The sequence below is a fragment of the Acidobacteriota bacterium genome (genome assembly GCA_018268895.1).
Lineage (GTDB): Bacteria > Acidobacteriota > Terriglobia > Terriglobales > Acidobacteriaceae > Edaphobacter.
In genome coordinates this window covers 1243871-1260863 of the sequence record JAFDVP010000001.1, presented here as the reverse complement: position 1 = coordinate 1260863, position 16993 = coordinate 1243871, and the positions used below count along the sequence as shown (strand labels likewise).

Here is a 16993-nt window from a genome sequence, read left to right as displayed (position 1 = left end):
CGACTTAATAGTGATAAGAATCCGAGGAAGGGTTCTAACGTGCCGTGACTGTCAGGTTCAGGGTGACGGTCTGGGAGAGTTGCGCTCCTGAAGTTGTTGTGGCCGTGACCTGGTATTGATATGCACCGGGCGGGGTGTAGCGCAGGTTGGGATCGGAGAGAGTCGCGTTGCCTCCGCTGCCGCATCCGTTTGCGAAGAGCGCGGTGACGGCGAGAAGCGCGATGGCGAGCGTGGCGCGGCTTCGGCGGAAGAGCAGAATGCCGAAGGGCAGCAGGCAGAGCGCGATGGTTCCGTTGCTGGTGTTTTTGCGAGCGCTGGCGGGTTGTTCGGTCACAGTGTTGATGGTTGCGATCGAGGTCTGCGGCGAGGTATTGCTGAGGGTGATGCTCGACGGCAGCAGGGAGCAGGCGGCGTATTGCCCCGGAGTGACTGGTGTGCAGTGGAGCACAACGGCGCCGGTGTATCCGTTGAGGGGGGTGACCGAGAGGTTGTAGTTTGCGGGGCGTCCGCTGGTGACGGAGAGCGAAGAGGAGGCCCCGCCGTCGACGGTGAGGGAGATCGCTCCTGCGGGTGTTCCTGTCCCTGTGAGGGAGACCGCGAGCGGCGAGCTTGGGTCGGAGCTCGCGATGGAGAGGCTGCCGGTGCGGGTTCCGGCTGCGGTGGGGGTGAAGGTGACGGTGATGGCGCAGCTTGCGCCGGGGACGAGCGTCGTTGCCGCGCAGGGTGAGGTGACTGCGTAGTCGCCAGCGACGGAGAGCGCGATGCCTCTGACAGGCGCGGTGCCGGTGTTGGCGAGCGAGAGGGTGAGCTTCGCCGACGCGCCCACGACGGTATTGTCGAAGGTAAGGCTTGCGGGAGTGATCTGAAGACGCGACTGCGCTCCGCTGCCGGTAAGGTTGACCGTTAGCGGGAGCGTGGTGAGCGACGAGGCGATGCTGACGGTTCCTGTGCGCGTGCCTGCTTGTGTGGGAGCGAAGGTGACTTGCAGCGTGCAGCTTGATGCGGGCGGTAGCTGCGACCCTTGAGAGGGACAGTTGCCGGTGACGGTGTAGTCGCCAGTGGCAGCGATGGCGCCAAGCGTGGCGGGATTTGAGCTGCCGTTGGTGACCTGGATGGGGAGCGTGGCGGTTGTGCCGACGAGTACGGCCCCGAAGTCGAGCGCGACGGGTGAGAGTGTGAGCGTCGGCGGCGTGGCGGTGCCGAGTAGGCTGATGAAGTCGAGCGCCGAGCTGGAGTCGGAGGCGATCTCAAGAGCGCTGATGACAGTGGTGATGGTCTGAGACGACGAAGCCTGCGGAGTGAAGGCGACTGTGATGGGGCAGCTTGAGCCGGGGACGACGGTGGCGCAGGGACTGGTTACGGTGAAGTCCGGCGTGGTGGAGAGCGCGGTGACGTGAATGGTGGCGGTGCCGGTGTTCGCGAGCGTGACGGTCTGCAGTGCTGAGGCGTTGCCGCCGGAGGTTGCGCTAAAGGTGAGCGAGCTTTGCGAGACGGTGTAGGAGACGAGCGGGGCGGTGTTCGAGGGCGCGTTGACGGTGAACGGCGTGACGGTGCCGGTGAGGTCGATGAAGTCGGGACTCGAGACGGCATCGCTCTCGATGACGAGGGTCCCGGCGTCGGTATTGAAGGGCGCGGGAGAGTATCCCTGCGCAACCTGGTTGATGGGTGAGTAGGTCAGGGCGGCGGTGCAGCTCTGAGCGGGTGCGAGCGTCGCGCCGCAGGTGGTCGTTGCGAGGAAGGGCCACTCGCTGGTGACGCGGCGTATGGTGAGCGGGGCGTTGCCGGAGTTGGTAAGGGTGAGGGTGCGCGTGGTGGTCTGTCCCGAGGCTAGCTGGCCGAAGTTGAGCAGTCTGCTGGGGAGGAGTGCTCCCGAGATGGCGAGCGAGCCGGAGCCGATGCCGAAGCCTTCGACGTAGGCGAGGCCGTTGCGGGTTGCGCTGCCGTCGGTGGGAGTGGCCTGGGCGAAGAGCGTTCCCGTGATGCTGCCATTGGTGAGAGGAAGGAATGTCACGGAGAAGTTGCAGGAGGCGTTGGGCGCGAGTGCGGCGCAGGGCGGCTGGGAGAGGACGAACTGGCGCGGCAGAGAGAGCGCGAGCGTGAGCGGCTTCGCTGTGAGGTTGTTGATGGTGAACTGCCGCGTGAGCCCGAGGGTGGAGGTCGGTGTGGGGCCGTACACGGCCTGGCTGGGGAGAATCTGGAGGCCGGTGTCTTCGATGGTGTAGGCGCCGGTGAGAGCTACGGAGAAGGTGGTCTGCGGCGATCCGGCGGCAGAGCTTGTGACCGGGATGGAGAGCGTTCCGGTGACGGTGGCGCTGGATGGGACGAAGGTGACGGCGATGGTGCAGGTGGCTCCCGGTGTGAGCGTGCCGCAGGTGGTGGCGGGCTGGAAGCTCACCGAGGTCGACGTTGGCGCGGCGATCTGCAGGTTGTAGATGCCGGTGTTGGCGAGCGTAATGGTCTGCTGGGTCGCGGTGGGGCCGGGCACGTTGCGGAAGACGAGTGCGTCGGGGTTGAGCGAGAAACCGGGATCGGGCAGGCCGTAGGCCGTGAGCGCGGCGGTTGCGGATGCAGTGTCTGAGGCGATGGTGAGAGACCCGGTCGCGGGGCCTGTGGCGGTGGGCACGTAGGCGACCTGGACGAAGCAGGAGGCGTTGGGAGCGAGCGGGCCTCCGCAGGTGGCTCCTCCGCTGGGTGCGTTGCTGATGGTGAAGTCACCCGTGGTTGCGGGCGCGGAGAGGTTGGCTGTCGTCGGGGTGAGGTTGGTGAGCGTGAAGAGTGTTGGCGCGCTGGAGCTGTGCACGGCGACGGGACCGAAGTCCTGCTGCGTTGGCGTGAGAATGAGGCCGGTGAGAGGAAGTCCGGCGCCGGTGAGGGTGAGCGTGTAGGGGCTTCCGCTGGACGATGAAGCGAGCGTGAGCGCGGCGCTGGTGGAGCCTGCGGCGGCGGGAAGGAACTGGACGCCGAGCCAGCAGTTGAAGCAGGAGCCGACGGCCGATGCGGTAAATGCGGAGGATGGCGGCTGGCCGTGGCCGTAGCCGATGTCCTCGACGAGGACGACGCCGAAGCTGCCACTGGTGGCGGCGGCGAACTGCGAGATGGACTGCGTGATCTTGTACCACTGGACGACGGGCTGTCCGATGGCCGTGCTGCCGAGATCGAGTGTGCCGTTGTTGGAGGCGAGGATCGCGGTCGCGGTGCCGGTGAGGGTGATGTAGGTGGGCGTGGTTCCTGCTCCCGAGGAGACGGCGAGGAGGCCCTGGCGCGCACCGGGCTGCGAGGGAGCGAAGGAGATGACGGCGGAGCAACTGGTGCCCGCGGCCAGCACGGAGGGGCAGTTGGTGGAGTCTGTGAAGTCGCCGGTGAGTGAGAGCGTGAGCGGGAAGGGCTGCGCGCCGGCGTTAAGGATGGTCGCGGTCTGCGTGTTTGGCGATGTTCCGGTGACGACGACGGTGTTGGGGAAGTTGATCGATGTGGGGGTGACTGTGAGAGACGGATTGACGGTAGCGCCTCCGGCTCCGGGCTGCGGGATGGTCTGTCCGGTGACGAGGACGCTGAGGCCCTGGTCGAGCGCGAGGGTGACCGAGTCGGAGGAGGTCTGCTGCTGCGGGAGGTAGTCGACCTGGAGCTGGCAGACGGTGTGCGGATCGAGAAGCGTGGGGCAGCGGTCGGTGACGGTGAAAGGCGAGGAGGAGCCGAGCGCGACAGGCGAGTGCTGGATGGGAGCGGCGGAGTTGTTGGAGATGTAGAGGAAGCGTGGGAGGCGAAGGCTCCCCGGCGTGCTGAACTGCGTGCCGAAGTCGATCCGTGTGGAGGAGAGGTTGAGCGCGGAGGGATCGAGGTATGCAGTCAAAGAGTAGCCGTTCACCCCTGTGGTGGCGCCGGCGGAGGTGCTGAACGAGCGTCCGCTGGTTATGGCTGCCGGGACGGAGATGTTCTGGAAGAGGTGGCAGGTGGCTCCTGCTGGAAGGTACTGCGAGGGAGCGGGCGGGCAGTCGCTGGTAAGCGTGAGTGGGGAGCCGGCTGTGGGAGGGGGAGGCGGGGTGAATGGTGCGAGGACGGGAGTCTGGGCGAGGTTGGTGATGGTGATAGTCCGCGTTTGCGGTGTGGATGGCGTGACGATGCCGAAGTCGATCTCGCGCGGAGAGAAGGGAAACGGCGATGCGATGCGCGTAGGTGCAGCGGGGAGATTGACGGTCTGCGCTGCGGCGTTGGAGGCCAGAGCGGTGATAGTCCCGGGACCAGAGCCGGTGAGGACGATGCTACACTCCTCGCCCGGGCCGAACTGCGTTGGGCAGTTGTGGGAGAGGGTGAATCCCGTCGTGGCGATTTGCAGATTGTTTGCAGCTGCGGAGCCGAGGTTGCGCAGCGTGATGTTTGGAGACGTGTCGGTGGAGAGCGCGAGCGATGGGCCTGAGGTGAGGGTGAACTTTGCGAGGTAGGCTCCGGAGCCGGTGCAGATGCTTCCGCTGCATGTTCCGGCGTAGGCCGCGTCGCGGAGGGCCGACGGGAGGACCGAGGTGGGAGCGTTGAGCAGCGGCAGGTCGTAGGTGCTGAGAGGAATCTGGCTGGAGCTGGTGACGGGTTGAACGGCCCCGGCGAAGATGGGCTGGCCGGACGAGTCGACGGCGATGGAAGCGATGGTGGAAGGAAGTTTGGGCAGGGCGGTGTTGCTGCTATCGTGGCCGCCGAGGCGGATGCTCTGGTCGATCGCTCCATTGGCGGCGATGCGGAAGGCGGCGATATCGCCGAGGCCGGAGATCGCAGGTAAGGGGAGCAGCGGCGTGGTAAGCGTGAGCGCGGCCCAGGCGGCTCCGTTGGGCGCGGGGGCGACGACGGACTGTGTGCCGGGAGCGAGGAGCGTCGACGACAGGACGCGGGAGCCGTCTAGCGGCATCCGTACTGCGGTCTGGTAGTCGATGGAGACGAGCGGCGAGGTGACGGTTGCAATGGGGAACTGGCCGCGTGAGATGGTCCCGGAGAAGAGAAGAGTCTGGGTTGCGCTGTCGAGGGCGAGTGAGGTGACTCCGCTGCCGGGGATGAAGGTGGAGAAGACGAAGCTGTCGCCGGCGGGGCCGAGCTTCGAGAGAAAGCCGGAGGCCATGCCGATCATCGTTGGCACGACGGCGGCGAGGGTGGGGTAGCCGGATGAGGTGGTGTATCCGGCGATGTAAGCGTTGTCCTGCGCGTCGGCGGTTAGGGCTGCGGGCGCGGTGTCTCCGCCGAAGCCGCTAAGGTAGGTTGCGTAGACGAGCGACGTGCCGGTTGCGTTGAAGCGTTCGACAAAGCCGTTGCCGAAGCTGCCGGATGCGGGCGACTGGATGATGGCAGACGGCGTAACGGGGAGCGTGTTCGCAAAGATGCTGCCGGTGATGAAGACGGCGTCGGCGGTGGCGGCGATGGCGGTGACGGCGGTGCGTCCGCTGCCGGAGTAGGTGACGAAGACGGGGTTGAGGTTGGAGTCGAACTTTGCGACGAAGGAGTTGGTGGAGGCGTCGGCGCGCGCCGGGAAGACGACGCCGGATGTTCCGGCGATCGTCCCGGAGGTTGTCGTTCCAGTGACGTAGACGTTGCCCGCAGGATCGAGTGCCATGGCGATGCCGGCGTCTCCGGCTGCGCCGAACTGCGCCTGCGCGAGCAGCTGCACGGCGCCGGGGTCGGTCTTGAGGATGCGGACGCCGTCCTTCTGGTCGTAGAGGAGGTAGAGGTTGCCTGCGCTGTCGGCCTGCACGGAGTTGAACTGGCCCTTGCCCGCGGCGGCGCGCAGACCCGCGAAGGCGAGTTGCTGGGCGTTCTGGGAGAGGGACGTGCGAGGCGTCGCCGCGAAAAGGGCGATGAGCGAGAGAGTGATGGACAGCAGCCCAGAGAATCGCTTCATGGTTATGTGGCTGCGGTTACAACGCAAGGTGCAGCCTGCCCTCAATATCCATGGATACACATGAGTTTAGGTTTTAGACAGAGTCCTTCATGACGAAGGTTTCAGAAAAGTTCCATTTTGGGAAATACATCGTTTATGTGAGTGACGGCGTGGGGACGGGAGTGGGGTTGAGGAGATAGCCGAGGCCACGCTCCTGCATCTCGCGGAGGAAGGTGGGGTGGTCGGTGTACTGGATGGCCTTCATGCCGAAGGCGAGGGCGGCGTCGGTGTTCTCGCGCTTGTCGTCGATGAAGAGGATGTTGGTGGGCGGGGTCTTGAGTCCTTCGGCTGCGGCGGCGTAGATGGCCGCCTCCGGCTTGGCGAGAAGCAGACGGTACGACCAGACGTGGTGGTCGAAGGCGGAGAGCCAGTCGAATTTGCGGAGGAGGCCGTGCATCATGGCATCGCCAATGTTGGAGAGGATGCCAGTGCGGATGCGGGCGGCCTGGAGCTGGCGGGCCCAGTCGACCATGGGAGTGTTGAGCCGTGTCCAGAGCTCTACGTCGGCGTGGATGAGGGCGCCGACCTGGTCGGGGGTGAAGGCGCGTCCCGCGCTTGCGCCGACCTTCTGCCAGTAGTCGACGCCGTTGAGTTCGCCGCGATCATAGGCGTGGCGGAAGGCCCAGTAGCCGTGGTCGAATGCGGTCTCGTCGACGGTGGCGATCTGAAGCATCCGCTGCCACTGGATGGGGTCGAGAGAGAGGGAGAGGACTTGGCCGTAGTCGAAGAGGACTGCATGGATTGCGTTCATGGGTTGCTGCTTATTGTAGGGGAGCGGGCAAAGGAAAAGCGCCGGACCGATTACGGCGGCCTGGCGCTTTTTCTTTTGAAAACCGGTTGTGATCCGTTGCGGTTGAAAGATCGATTCTAGTGGCTGTTCATTGCCGTGTTGCCGGACTGGTCCATGTTGGTCATCAGCTTGACCTCGACGCGGCGGTTCTTGGCGCGGCCGGCTGAGGTGTTGTTGGTGGCAACTTCCTGATCCTTACCGATGCCGATGAGATAAAACTTGTGCGGTGCGATGTTGTACTTGGTGGAGAGGTAGTTGACCACAGCATCGGCACGACGCTGGCTAAGGCCATAGTTATAGTTCGCGTCGCCGGTGGAGTCGGTGCCTCCTGTAACGGCGAGGATGTAGGCGCGTTTCTCGGCGAGGCTTGCGGCGAAGTCGTCGAGCGTCTTCTTGTCGGAGGCGGTGAGGACGGACTTGTCGAAGCCGAAGGTGACGCTGACGTCGGCGATGGACTTGTAGTTGTCGAGGTTGGCGATGACGCCGCTAAGGGTGTCGACGCGGTTGTAGGCCTCCTGCGCGGAGCGGCCTGCGGTGTCTGCGGACTGGCCAGCCGCGAGGGCGTGCTGGTCGGCGGCATCGGCTGCGCTCTGCGCCGAAGCGATGCCCTTTTGCGCGCGCTCGTCGGTATCGACGATGGTGCGGTGGTCGGATGCCGTTTTGGCATCCAGATTGTTGGTCTGCTGAACAATAGGAGCCGTCTGCGAGCGAACATAGTTCTTGCTCGAGCAACCCACGGTGAGGGTGAGCAGAAACGCACCGGCCAATGCAGCGGTAACAGCACCGGGTTTGATCTCTCCGGCAGAAACGAAATGGAAGCGTGTCGTGGAGCTCATTTGTGTCATCTCCTGTAGTCACAGCATTTGGATAGCCGTTGACTCGGTTACGCATTTGGAGAATGCAATCCGGCTGCCAAATTGCTTGTGCTTGTAAGTGGCGTGGAATGAGTGATATTCGGCAATGTTTTGCAGGTAGCCTGTTTTTTGGGCCGTCTGTGGGTATGGAACTTTTGTTGTAGATTTACGTCAAATCTACCCGGGCAACCCGGCGACGAAAAGACGAATACACTTGGTAACTAAACCTTCTCATACCATCACTTCGGTGTGACGAGGGCGAAGCCAAGCTACGCTTTATGGACCTTTATCAGAAAATCCGGACGCTCCCGACCTCACCCGGTTGCTATTTGTACAAGAACGCCGAGGGTGAGGTGATCTACGTCGGCAAGGCGAAGAACCTGCGGGCCAGGGTGCGGTCGTATTTTCTGGAGGCGTCGCAGGCGAATGCCAAGACGGGCACGCTGATGCGTGAGGCGGTAGACCTCGACTACATCACCGTCGCCAACGAGCACGAGGCGCTGGCGCTTGAAAACAACCTGATCAAGCAGCGCAAGCCACGCTTCAACATTCTGCTGCGCGACGACAAGACATATCCGTACATCAAGCTGACGATGGGCGACCGCTACCCAAAGGTCTTTGTGACGCGGCGGCTGCGCAAGGATGGCAGCGCGTATTTTGGTCCATATTTTCCCGGCAATCTTGCTTACCGGCTCGTGGACCTCATTCACCGGAGCTTTCTGATTCCGAGCTGCAAGGTGGATCTGTCGCGCTATCATCCGCGCGCGTGCTTGCAGTACTACATCAAGCGCTGCCTGGGGCCGTGCGTGGAGGGCTTTACGACGCCGGAGGAGTACCGGCAGGCAATTAAGGACGTGCAACTCTTTCTTGAAGGGCGTCCGGGCGAACTTGAGCAGCGGCTCACGGCCCGTATGCAGGAGGCCGCCGAGGCAGAGCGGTATGAACTTGCAGCGAGACTGCGCGATCAGGTCTCGACCGTTCACCAGATGATGGACAAGCAGCGGATCGCTACTGCGGAGAACGAGGACGCGGATGTCTTCGGCTTCCACTATGAGAACGAGATGTTGGCGGTGAACCTGTTTCACATGCGTTCGGGGAAGATCGTCGACCGTCGAGATCTTTTCTGGGAAGACTTGCCGGATCTTGCGAGCTTTGGAGATACCGCGGAAGAACCGGAGGATGCAGAGGTGAGGGCTCGCCTTGAACCCGATCCCGTTGTGGCGGCCCCTGAGCTTGGAGATGGAGCGACGGATGGGACACAGCAGGCAGCGATCACGGAGCCTGGCACGCCATTTAGTCCTGCGGCGTTTTTTTCGGCTTTGCTGAAGCAGCTTTATCTCGACCAGGGATATGTGCCGCGATCGATCCTGATCCCCGTGGATTTTCCAGACCGCGGAGTTCTCGCCGAGCTGCTGGCGGAGCGAACGGGACATCGCGTGGAGATCCTTGTGCCGCAGCGTGGAGAGAAGCGCTCGCTGGTGGACCTTGTGGGGCAGAATGCGAAGCAGTCGTTCGACCAGCGGTTTCGCGTGCTGCTGCCGTCGAAGAAGGCCATCGCGGAGGCGTTGCAGGACGCGCTGATGCTGGAGGAGATTCCGAAGCGGATTGAGTGCTTCGACATCTCGCACATACAGGGAGCGGAGACGGTCGCCTCGATGGTTGTGTGGGAGGACGGTGCGATGAAGAAGTCGGACTACCGCAAGTTCCAGGTACGCACGGTCACCGGGGTGGACGACTTCGCGTCGATGCGCGAGATCATCCATCGAAGATATAAGCGTTTGTTGGAGGAGAAGAAGGCGCTTCCTTCACTGATCCTGATCGATGGCGGATTGGGGCAACTTCATGCAGCCGCGGAGGCCCTGAATGAGCTTGGCGTTACATTGCAGCCGCTGGCATCGATTGCGAAGCGGGAAGAGGTCATCTACGTTTACGGACAGGAGGACGAGCCGGTGGTGCTCGACCGGCGTTCTCCTGTGCTGCATCTGGTGCAGAAGATTCGCGACGAGAGCCACCGTTTTGCGATCACGTATCACCGCAAGCGGCGCGAGATGCGCGACCGCGATTCAGAGTTGCTTGCGATCCCGGGAGTGGGTCCGCGTACGCGGCAGCGCCTGCTGGAGCATTTCGGGAGCTTGCGGGGGATTCGGCAGGCTACGCCCGATGCACTGACGGCGGTTGTCAATGCTGCGACGGCAAAGCAGATTCGCAGCTACTTCGATGCGGAGGATGCGGCGGCGCTTCCGATACTCCAAGCGTCGACGAAGCGTTAGCCTGAACTGGTATGGAACCGGGTCTTCGGCCCTGAAATCGTGTGGCCATACCCAAAGGAACAGCTTTAGATTAGCGGGTTGCGACGGTCTCGTTATGCCCATTAATGCGAGCGAGTTCCTGGATGGCCTGTCCGTAGAGGCTTACTCCTGAGAGATAGACTGCGCCGCGATGATCTGCGATGGACTGGAGGTTGTCCGCTGCCTGCTGCGGTTTACCAAGCGCAACATCCGCTCTCTGGCGCAGGTAGGGAAGCAGCGAAGGATCAACCGTGTCGACTTCTTCGAGAAGTTGGAGCGCCTGTGTTGGGTCCTTCTTTGAAAGAGCAATTGCCGCTTTCAGTTCGAAGGGGAAGGATTTTGCTGTGGAGAAGCCGCTCGATCCGATCTGATCCAGCGAATCGATGGCCTTTTCACTCTCTTGAATCCGGCCGCAGAGAGCGTTTGCCATGCCCGCGCGAAAGACGGCGACCGGGCCTTGTGAGCGTCCGTGAGACATCTGCAGAAGCGGCAAGGCATCGGAACAGCGGCCGGCGAGCGCGCGGTTCAATGCAGCCTGAGCGAGCATCGAGGCTGCTGCGGAGGAGAGACCAGGCGCAGTGGAGGCTGCGGCCACGGCTCGTGTCCACACCTGTTCCGCTTCAGCCCACTTTGCAACGTTGTCGAGATAGAGCGCGTAGGCCGCAAGCTCAGCCGGGGATAGGGAACGATGGGATGGGCCGCTGTTCTCGATAGAACGCGCTTGTTCCTGGAGGATGTCCGCTTTATCGGCAAGGTAGCTTGCCGGGAGAGTGGCGCGTCCGGGCAGTGCGCCGAGCTTGTTCGCCTGTACGGCGAGCTTCAGGGCATCGGCGTATCGGTCGAGCCCGATCATTGCAAATTGCGCTTCAGTGTAAGCACTGGAGCGTGATGGGTCCTGTTCGTATGCCTGCTGCGCGGCAAGAAGCGACTCAACGAGGTGGGCCTGCGCGCGAAGGACGCTGGCAAGGCCAACCATACCATCGGAGTTGCCGGGGAACTGGTCGTTGTACTGACGGATGGTGGAGGCGGCACGGGAGTAGTCGCCTGCGGCAAGCATCTCGTAGCAGAATTCAGCGAGGAGACGGATACTGTCGTCTCCGGTTTTGGATGCGGCCATTGCTCGCTGCGCTGCGTCGGCGGCCTCCACGTCGGCGTGCTGATCGTAGGAGAGCCAGGCTATTTTGAGAAAAGCCTGTGCGAACTGGCTGTCGCGCGCAACGGCCTGACGGTAGGCTGAGAGCGCGCTCAGTGCGTTACCAGTCTGCGCTGCCAGATCGCCGTCGGAGTAAGCCTTCAGGGCATCGATGTCGCTTGTGCCCTGTCGATGAAGCGGTGTGCTGTTATCGGTGACAGTGTTGCTGTTCTCGCCAAGCTCGATGCGAAGCGACCGGGCGAGACGGTCGATCGCAGAGGGGATCTCGTTGCGAGAGTCAGCCTGTTCGGTGAGGCTGAGAAGGCGGTCGTTGGTGTCGGACCGAAGTGCATCGACACGGATGGTGTAGGTGCCTGGGTTGCCGGATGCGTGAAAGATCTCACCAAAGAGATATGCCTTCGCACCGACCTGTTGCGCTACAGCGCGCGGGGAGGGCGTTGCCTGTCCGTTGCTTCTGCCCTGTATCTGGCGTAGGCCAGCCTGGTATGCTCCGTAGCTTCGGACGGTGAACCTGCGCGATTGGCTGAGCGACAGGTCGAGCCCTTCGAGCACGGCGCCACCAAGAGCATCTCCGGTCTTGTCCTGGATAGCAGTAAGCAGCAGAACATCCCTCGGTTCCAGCGCGGCAGAGATGAACCTTCCTCCGCGCAGGGCAACAATGCCAGCTACGGCGAGCGCCACGACAAATATTGCGATGGCAATTCTTGCAGCCCATTGCTTCAGCGCGCCGCGCCTAGGATCTGAAGCAGGTGCGATTTCGACCTCGGATGAAACAGCTTCGTCGAAACCATACTCAAACTGCATCATGCTGGAGCTGCCGCGTGACAGCGAAAGGGGAGGGGTAGCGATCGAATCACTGGTGTTGCCGGCAACTCCTGTCGAAGAGCTTCCGGCGGTGAGAACTGCGGCTGTTTGCGGCGTGGCCTGCTTTGCAGGCCGCATATCGAGATCGTTTGCAGGAATACGAAGAGGACGAATGAGAATGCTTGCCGAGTCGGGACGGCTATCACGGGGCGGCGGAATGGGATGAACCCCACTATCGCGCTTGATGCGGCGCCGGTCGCGCGCGACAGGTTCAAGCGAGCGAACGATGGGGACAGGCGCAGGCGAATGTTTTCTAAGCCACGTCCCTTTGGTGAGCCTGCCGGAGATCTTTTCAAGAGCAGAGTTCAGTTCGCGCGCGTTCTGGAACCGCTGCCGCCGGTCTTTGGAGAGCAGCCTGAGAATGATGCGTTCGAGCTCCCGCGGAATAGATTCATTCCAGTTGCGAACCGGCTCAGGGTCGTGTTCAAGAATCTGCACGAAGACCTGCGAGCTGGTCGTGCCGCGGAAGGGAGTACGCCGCGTTGCCATCTCATACATGACGACGCCGAGGGAGAAGAGGTCCGATCGCGGATCGAGGACATGTCCTCGCGCCTGCTCCGGCGACATGTAGGAGACGGTGCCCACGGTGACACCTTCTACCGTGAGGTCGAGAGGGGAGTCGTCATAGCGTTGTGGGTGCTGCTCGTCATCGATGGGGCTGATACGCGTCCTTCGCGTGGCCTTGGAGACTTTCGCAAGTCCGAAGTCGAGGACCTTCGCTTGAGTCGGGGTTCCCGGCTTCTTGACGAGGAAGATGTTGGCGGGCTTGATGTCGCGATGAATGATGCCTTTTGCATGGGCCGTTGCGAGGGCATCGGAGATCTCGCGTGCATAGGTGACGATCTCTTCTGCCGAGAAGGCGCTGCGCTGGATCTTTTCCTTGAGGGTTTCGCCTTCGAGCAACTCCATGACGAGGTAGGGATCGCCATCCTTCTCGCCGATGTCAAAGATGGTGCAGATGTTGGGGTGGTTCAGACGCGAGGCGGCGCGGGCCTCCTGAAGAAACCTCTCCTTCATTCCCGGAACGCGATAGTTATCGCGCACCAGTTTGATCGCAACCTCGCGGTGCAGCCGCTCATCCCAGGCCCGGAAGACCAGCCCCATACCGCCACTGCCAACCCTGCCGAGGATTTCATACGGCCCGAATACCTGGCCAACCTCTGGTGTCATGCGCCCAACTCTTTCATAATGTGCCGATTGCGTCCATGCTGGGGCCCCAATTGCTTATGGGGCATCATACCGGCCAGTCACTAATCGAAGACATGCAACCTTAGTCGTGTTACTGAGTCGCCAACAGGGGCCTATAATTGGCTGTGAACTCAGCCCTGAATGATTCCCTGAATAGCTCCGGACAAACGCTGCTTATCGATGCGGACGATACGTTGTGGGAGAACAACGTTTATTTTGAACGGGCTATTGCGTCATTCGTCTACTACCTGGACCATAAGACTCACACTCCAGCAGAGGTGCGCGAACACCTGAACCGCTGTGAACACGCGACGATCGCGGCCCGCGGGTACGGGCTGGTGAGCTTCCGGCGCTCGCTCGCGGATTGTTACGAGCAACTGACGGAGACTCCTCTTACGGAAGAGAGCCGCAGACGGATCGCGAGCTTTGCCGACTGCATCGATTGCCACGAGATTGAACTGCTGCCAGGAGTGCCGGAGACGCTGGAGGAACTTTCCCGGCGGCACCGGTTGATCCTGGTGACGAAGGGCGACTTAACAGAGCAGACGGGTAAGCTGGAGCGCTCAGGCCTTGCGTCTCATTTCTCAGCGGTCGAGGTGCTTGCTGAGAAACATAACCAGGCCTATCTGACAGTGGCAGGCCGGCATGGTTGTGAGGCGGAGAAGACCTGGATGATCGGCAACAGTCCGCGATCGGACATCAACCCGGCGATGAGCGCGGGACTGCACGCTGTCTTTATCCCCCATGCGTTTACCTGGGTGTTGGAGCACGAGGTTGTCAACCAGCCTCCTGCCGGACAGCGTTTGCTGCAGCTTGAATCATTCAGCGAGCTGTCGCGGCATTTCTAAGCTCTGTCACCAGGGATATGGTGGTCCTTTTTCCAATACGGCGTTCAGGCGTTTATCGTGGCCGTAGATATCGTCAAAGAAATGGACAGTCCCGTCTTCGGCGGGGACGGCTGTGACGTATAGCAGCAGCACTGGGACTGGGGTAGCGAGATTGACCTGCCGGTTGTCGGGGCCGGAGTCCATCGCCTTCTGAACAGCTTCGGTGGTCCATTTACCATCATCCTGATTGCGCAGCAGAAACGAAGCGAGCTTCGCGGGATATTCGAGCCGGATGCAACCGTGGCTGAAATCGCGGCGCGCCTGCGAGAAGAGCTGCGTCGCAGGTGTTGAGTGCAGATAGACGTTATTCGAGTTGGGGAAGATGAACTTGATCAGGCCGAGAGAGTTCTTAGGGCCGGGCTTTTGACGCACGCCAAACTTGCCGCCGCGAAGTCCTGCGACTAGTTCGGCGGGGCTGGCTGCTGCTGGAGCTCCGGTGATCTCGAAGTTCTCCCTGGCAAGATAGGCCCTTCCGCTCCGGTTGATGCCGGGGATGACGGAGGAGCGGACGATGCTGGAGGGGACAAACCAGTAAGGCCGCAGGACGATGTATTTGATGTCGTCGGTAAAGACTGGCGTTTGCGTGGGTGCAGCCTTGCCGACGACGACATTCATGGCGAGACCCACCTTTTGTCCGGCCTCGAAGGCGCGCAGGCGGAACTCCGGGATGTTGACGACTACTGGGGGCTGGGGGAATTCGGGCGGCATCCAGCGCCAGCGCTCAAGAGCGTCGACGAGTTGTTGGACTCGCGCGGCGAGGGGGACATTCAGCGCGCGGACTGTGGCTGCGTTGAGTGCCCCGTCATCAGCCAGACCATGCCGTTGCTGAAAGTGCTTCACCGCTTCGGCAACTGCGGCGTCGAAATCCTGCATGTCGGCGCCGGCAGGCATGTCTCCAAGCAGTCGCAGACGCGCTACAAGTTGCGGGAGCCCAGCGTAGTTGTCCCCGGGCTTGATCGTTTTGCCGACCTGCGGGACCAGCGGGCCGTCTCCTGCCGCGGCCAGCTTCTGATAGTGGATGAGAGCGGCTTCGGTCTGACGATATCCGTCATACGGAGGTTCAACTTTTTCAAGCGCGGCTTTTACATCTGCAGCATTCAGCAACTGCTGTGCGAAGAACTGAGGCAGGTCGTACTTCTTTGCAGCGGCATCGATACCGAACTTGAAGTGCCTGGGATTCACGCGGCCGATGTGCAGATCGGAGACATAACGCATGGCGGCAACGGTCAGCGCCGTATCGAACTCGGCCTTCTGCGTATCTGTCGCCGTCTTGAGAGACTCGAGCCGTTCGGGCCATCTGGAGGCGTCGTAGTCTGCGGGGGAGAGGCCCTTCTGCTCACTGTTTTCCAATGCCTGGATGATGCCGATGCCTTCGAGGCTCACACCGCCGGTCCGTAGCCATAGGGGGGCGTACTTCGCGTTTTCGTAGATGGCGATGACGTGAGCACGGTAGTCGGAGAAGTTCGGTCGCTCCATCGCTTCAAGCCGTCCGGCCGCGGCAATCTCGCGAACCCGGTCAGCGAAGGCTGCGGAGACCTGCGCTGGGGCTGAGGGAGTGGCCTGCGGGATGGGTTCGATCCTGCCATTCTGCACGGGTTGGGGAGCGACCGGCGCCTGCGTTGGCTTGATGGCTTTTGAGCAGCCTGCGACTGCTAAAAAAAGCGTCACGAAGCATACGTGACGCTGTGCAACTGAGGAGAGATTTTTTGAGGTGGTGCCAGGGGTGCGCTTGAAGGTCATCTGTTATTTCTCGGGCGAAAAAGTTTGGTTTAAATCTGAAGTGTATTGTCAGATGGGTGATGTAACCACGCTCTACAACGTACACAAACATCACTGGGATGCTATACTGACTTTCGGATTGCTCAACCGCTTTTCTGGCAGCCTGCAGTGCAGAGCCAATGCGGAGGTGGCGAAATTGGCAGACGCACAAGCTTGAGGTGCTTGCGCCGCAAGGCATAGGGGTTCAAGTCCCCTCCTCCGCACCAATCCACATTTTTTCGGAAGGTTTTTTCCACGCATGATCGTCGCACTGGTTGTCCTTCATATTCTGGTTTCCCTGTTTATCGTTGGCGTCGTGTTGCTCCAGCAGGGCAAATCGGCCGATCTTGCCGCTGCATTCGGCGGGCAGGGATCACAGACGGCATTCGGCCCGCGGGGCGCGGCGAATCTTCTCACCCGCCTGACCACGTACTCCGCGGTCGTCTTCATGCTCACCTCCATTGGCTTGACGATCATGCTTTCGCGCGATTCATCGGAGGGCTCGGTCCTTTCCGGCCATCCAACGACGCAGCAGAGCGCTCCGAAGAAGTAAATCTTCACATTGAATCAGGCGACGCGGGCCCTCGGGTTCGCGTTTTTCTTTTGCCTGTAGTCTTTAACGCATATGATTCACGAGATTCTTCCGGTCGGTCTTCTGCAATGCAACTGCTCCATCCTTGGCGACGAGGCTTCTCGTGAGGCGATTGTTGTCGATCCAGGCGACGATATTCCGTCGATCGTGGCCGTCCTCAAACGGCATGGTCTTACGGCGAAATTGATCGTCATTACGCATGCCCATATCGACCATATCGCCGGTGCGCAGCAGTTGAAGCGGTTGACTGGCGCTCCCGTCTTCTACAACGAGAACGATCTTCCGCTGGTGAAGATGATGGACGAGCAGGCCTCGTGGCTGCGAATGCCTACCCCTGAGGTGCTGCCTCCGGATGCTGCCCTGACGGACGGGCAGACGGTTGCTGTTTCGGGGATCAGGGCAACCGTTCTCCACACGCCGGGGCATACCCAGGGGAGCAGTTGTCTTTATCTGCCGGAGCAGTCTTTGCTGATTGCGGGGGACACCTTGTTTGCCGGTTCGGTAGGGCGAACGGACCTTCCCGGAGGGAACACGAAGCAGTTGATTCGCTCGATCCATAACCGGCTTCTAGTCCTTTCGGACGAGATAACAGTGGTTCCAGGCCATGGCCCGAATACAACTATCGGGGAAGAGCGAGAGAGCAATCCATTTTTATAACTAATTTGGATTCTGCTAATTGCAATTTATTCTGAAATAAACACTTTA

The 16993-nt window shown here is 61.4% G+C and carries 9 protein-coding genes and 1 tRNA gene; 5 read left to right on the top strand and 5 right to left on the bottom strand.

Features of this window, described 5'->3' with window-relative positions; genetic code table 11:
* Positions 1-34: 34 nt before the first annotated feature.
* From JSS95_05460 to JSS95_05450, 3 genes are all read right to left on the bottom strand, one after another.
* Positions 35-5875: a choice-of-anchor D domain-containing protein gene (locus JSS95_05460; GenBank protein MBS1799254.1), complete on the bottom strand. Its 5841-nt coding sequence runs from the start codon at positions 5873-5875 to the stop codon at positions 35-37.
* 133 nt (positions 5876-6008) lie between these two features.
* Positions 6009-6665 carry an HAD family phosphatase gene (locus JSS95_05455; protein ID MBS1799253.1) on the bottom strand — a complete coding sequence of 219 codons (657 nt, stop codon included), beginning with the start codon at positions 6663-6665 and terminating at the stop codon, positions 6009-6011.
* A 116-nt stretch (positions 6666-6781) separates the two neighbouring features.
* Positions 6782-7540, bottom strand: coding sequence for an OmpA family protein (locus JSS95_05450; GenBank protein MBS1799252.1), 759 nt, complete (start codon positions 7538-7540; stop codon positions 6782-6784).
* A 296-nt stretch (positions 7541-7836) separates the two neighbouring features.
* Here JSS95_05450 and uvrC point away from each other — a divergent pair, with 296 nt between their 5' ends.
* A complete protein-coding gene (uvrC, locus tag JSS95_05445; GenBank protein MBS1799251.1) occupies positions 7837-9828 on the top strand; it encodes an excinuclease ABC subunit C in 1992 nt (663 codons plus the stop codon).
* A gap of 70 nt (positions 9829-9898) precedes the next feature.
* Here the strand turns inward: uvrC and JSS95_05440 are convergent, their stop codons facing one another.
* Complete coding sequence (locus JSS95_05440; GenBank protein ID MBS1799250.1) at positions 9899-13033, bottom strand: protein kinase; 3135 nt, start codon at positions 13031-13033, stop codon at positions 9899-9901.
* Positions 13034-13200: 167 nt separating this feature from the next.
* Between JSS95_05440 and JSS95_05435 the strand changes: the two genes are divergently transcribed.
* The gene (locus JSS95_05435) at positions 13201-13899 is read left to right on the top strand and encodes an HAD family hydrolase (GenBank protein ID MBS1799249.1); all 699 of its coding nucleotides are present in this window, start codon (positions 13201-13203) and stop codon (positions 13897-13899) included.
* Between the two features lie 6 nt (positions 13900-13905).
* Here the strand turns inward: JSS95_05435 and JSS95_05430 are convergent, their stop codons facing one another.
* Complete coding sequence (locus tag JSS95_05430; protein MBS1799248.1) at positions 13906-15678, bottom strand: L,D-transpeptidase family protein; 1773 nt, start codon at positions 15676-15678, stop codon at positions 13906-13908.
* A 160-nt stretch (positions 15679-15838) separates the two neighbouring features.
* Here JSS95_05430 and JSS95_05425 point away from each other — a divergent pair.
* The 3 genes from JSS95_05425 to JSS95_05415 all read left to right on the top strand — a co-directional run bounded on the left by JSS95_05425 (position 15839) and on the right by JSS95_05415 (position 16945).
* Positions 15839-15923 (top strand) — tRNA-Leu (locus tag JSS95_05425).
* 32 nt (positions 15924-15955) lie between these two features.
* Complete coding sequence (secG, locus tag JSS95_05420; GenBank protein MBS1799247.1) at positions 15956-16249, top strand: preprotein translocase subunit SecG; 294 nt, start codon at positions 15956-15958, stop codon at positions 16247-16249.
* A gap of 72 nt (positions 16250-16321) precedes the next feature.
* Positions 16322-16945: an MBL fold metallo-hydrolase gene (locus JSS95_05415; GenBank protein MBS1799246.1), complete on the top strand. Its 624-nt coding sequence runs from the start codon at positions 16322-16324 to the stop codon at positions 16943-16945.
* Positions 16946-16993 lie beyond the last annotated feature (48 nt).

What these genes read in the sequence shown, in the direction of transcription:
- JSS95_05460 (MBS1799254.1), bottom strand. Translation starts at nt 5,875, where the DNA reads ATGAAGCGATTCTCTGGGCTGCTGTCCATCACTCTCTCGCTCATCGCC.
- JSS95_05455 (MBS1799253.1), bottom strand. Translation starts at nt 6,665, where the DNA reads ATGAACGCAATCCATGCAGTCCTCTTCGACTACGGCCAAGTCCTCTCC.
- JSS95_05450 (MBS1799252.1), bottom strand. Translation starts at nt 7,540, where the DNA reads ATGAGCTCCACGACACGCTTCCATTTCGTTTCTGCCGGAGAGATCAAA.
- uvrC (MBS1799251.1), top strand. Translation starts at nt 7,837, where the DNA reads ATGGACCTTTATCAGAAAATCCGGACGCTCCCGACCTCACCCGGTTGC.
- JSS95_05440 (MBS1799250.1), bottom strand. Translation starts at nt 13,033, where the DNA reads ATGACACCAGAGGTTGGCCAGGTATTCGGGCCGTATGAAATCCTCGGC.
- JSS95_05430 (MBS1799248.1), bottom strand. Translation starts at nt 15,678, where the DNA reads ATGACCTTCAAGCGCACCCCTGGCACCACCTCAAAAAATCTCTCCTCA.
- secG (MBS1799247.1), top strand. Translation starts at nt 15,956, where the DNA reads ATGATCGTCGCACTGGTTGTCCTTCATATTCTGGTTTCCCTGTTTATC.
- JSS95_05415 (MBS1799246.1), top strand. Translation starts at nt 16,322, where the DNA reads ATGATTCACGAGATTCTTCCGGTCGGTCTTCTGCAATGCAACTGCTCC.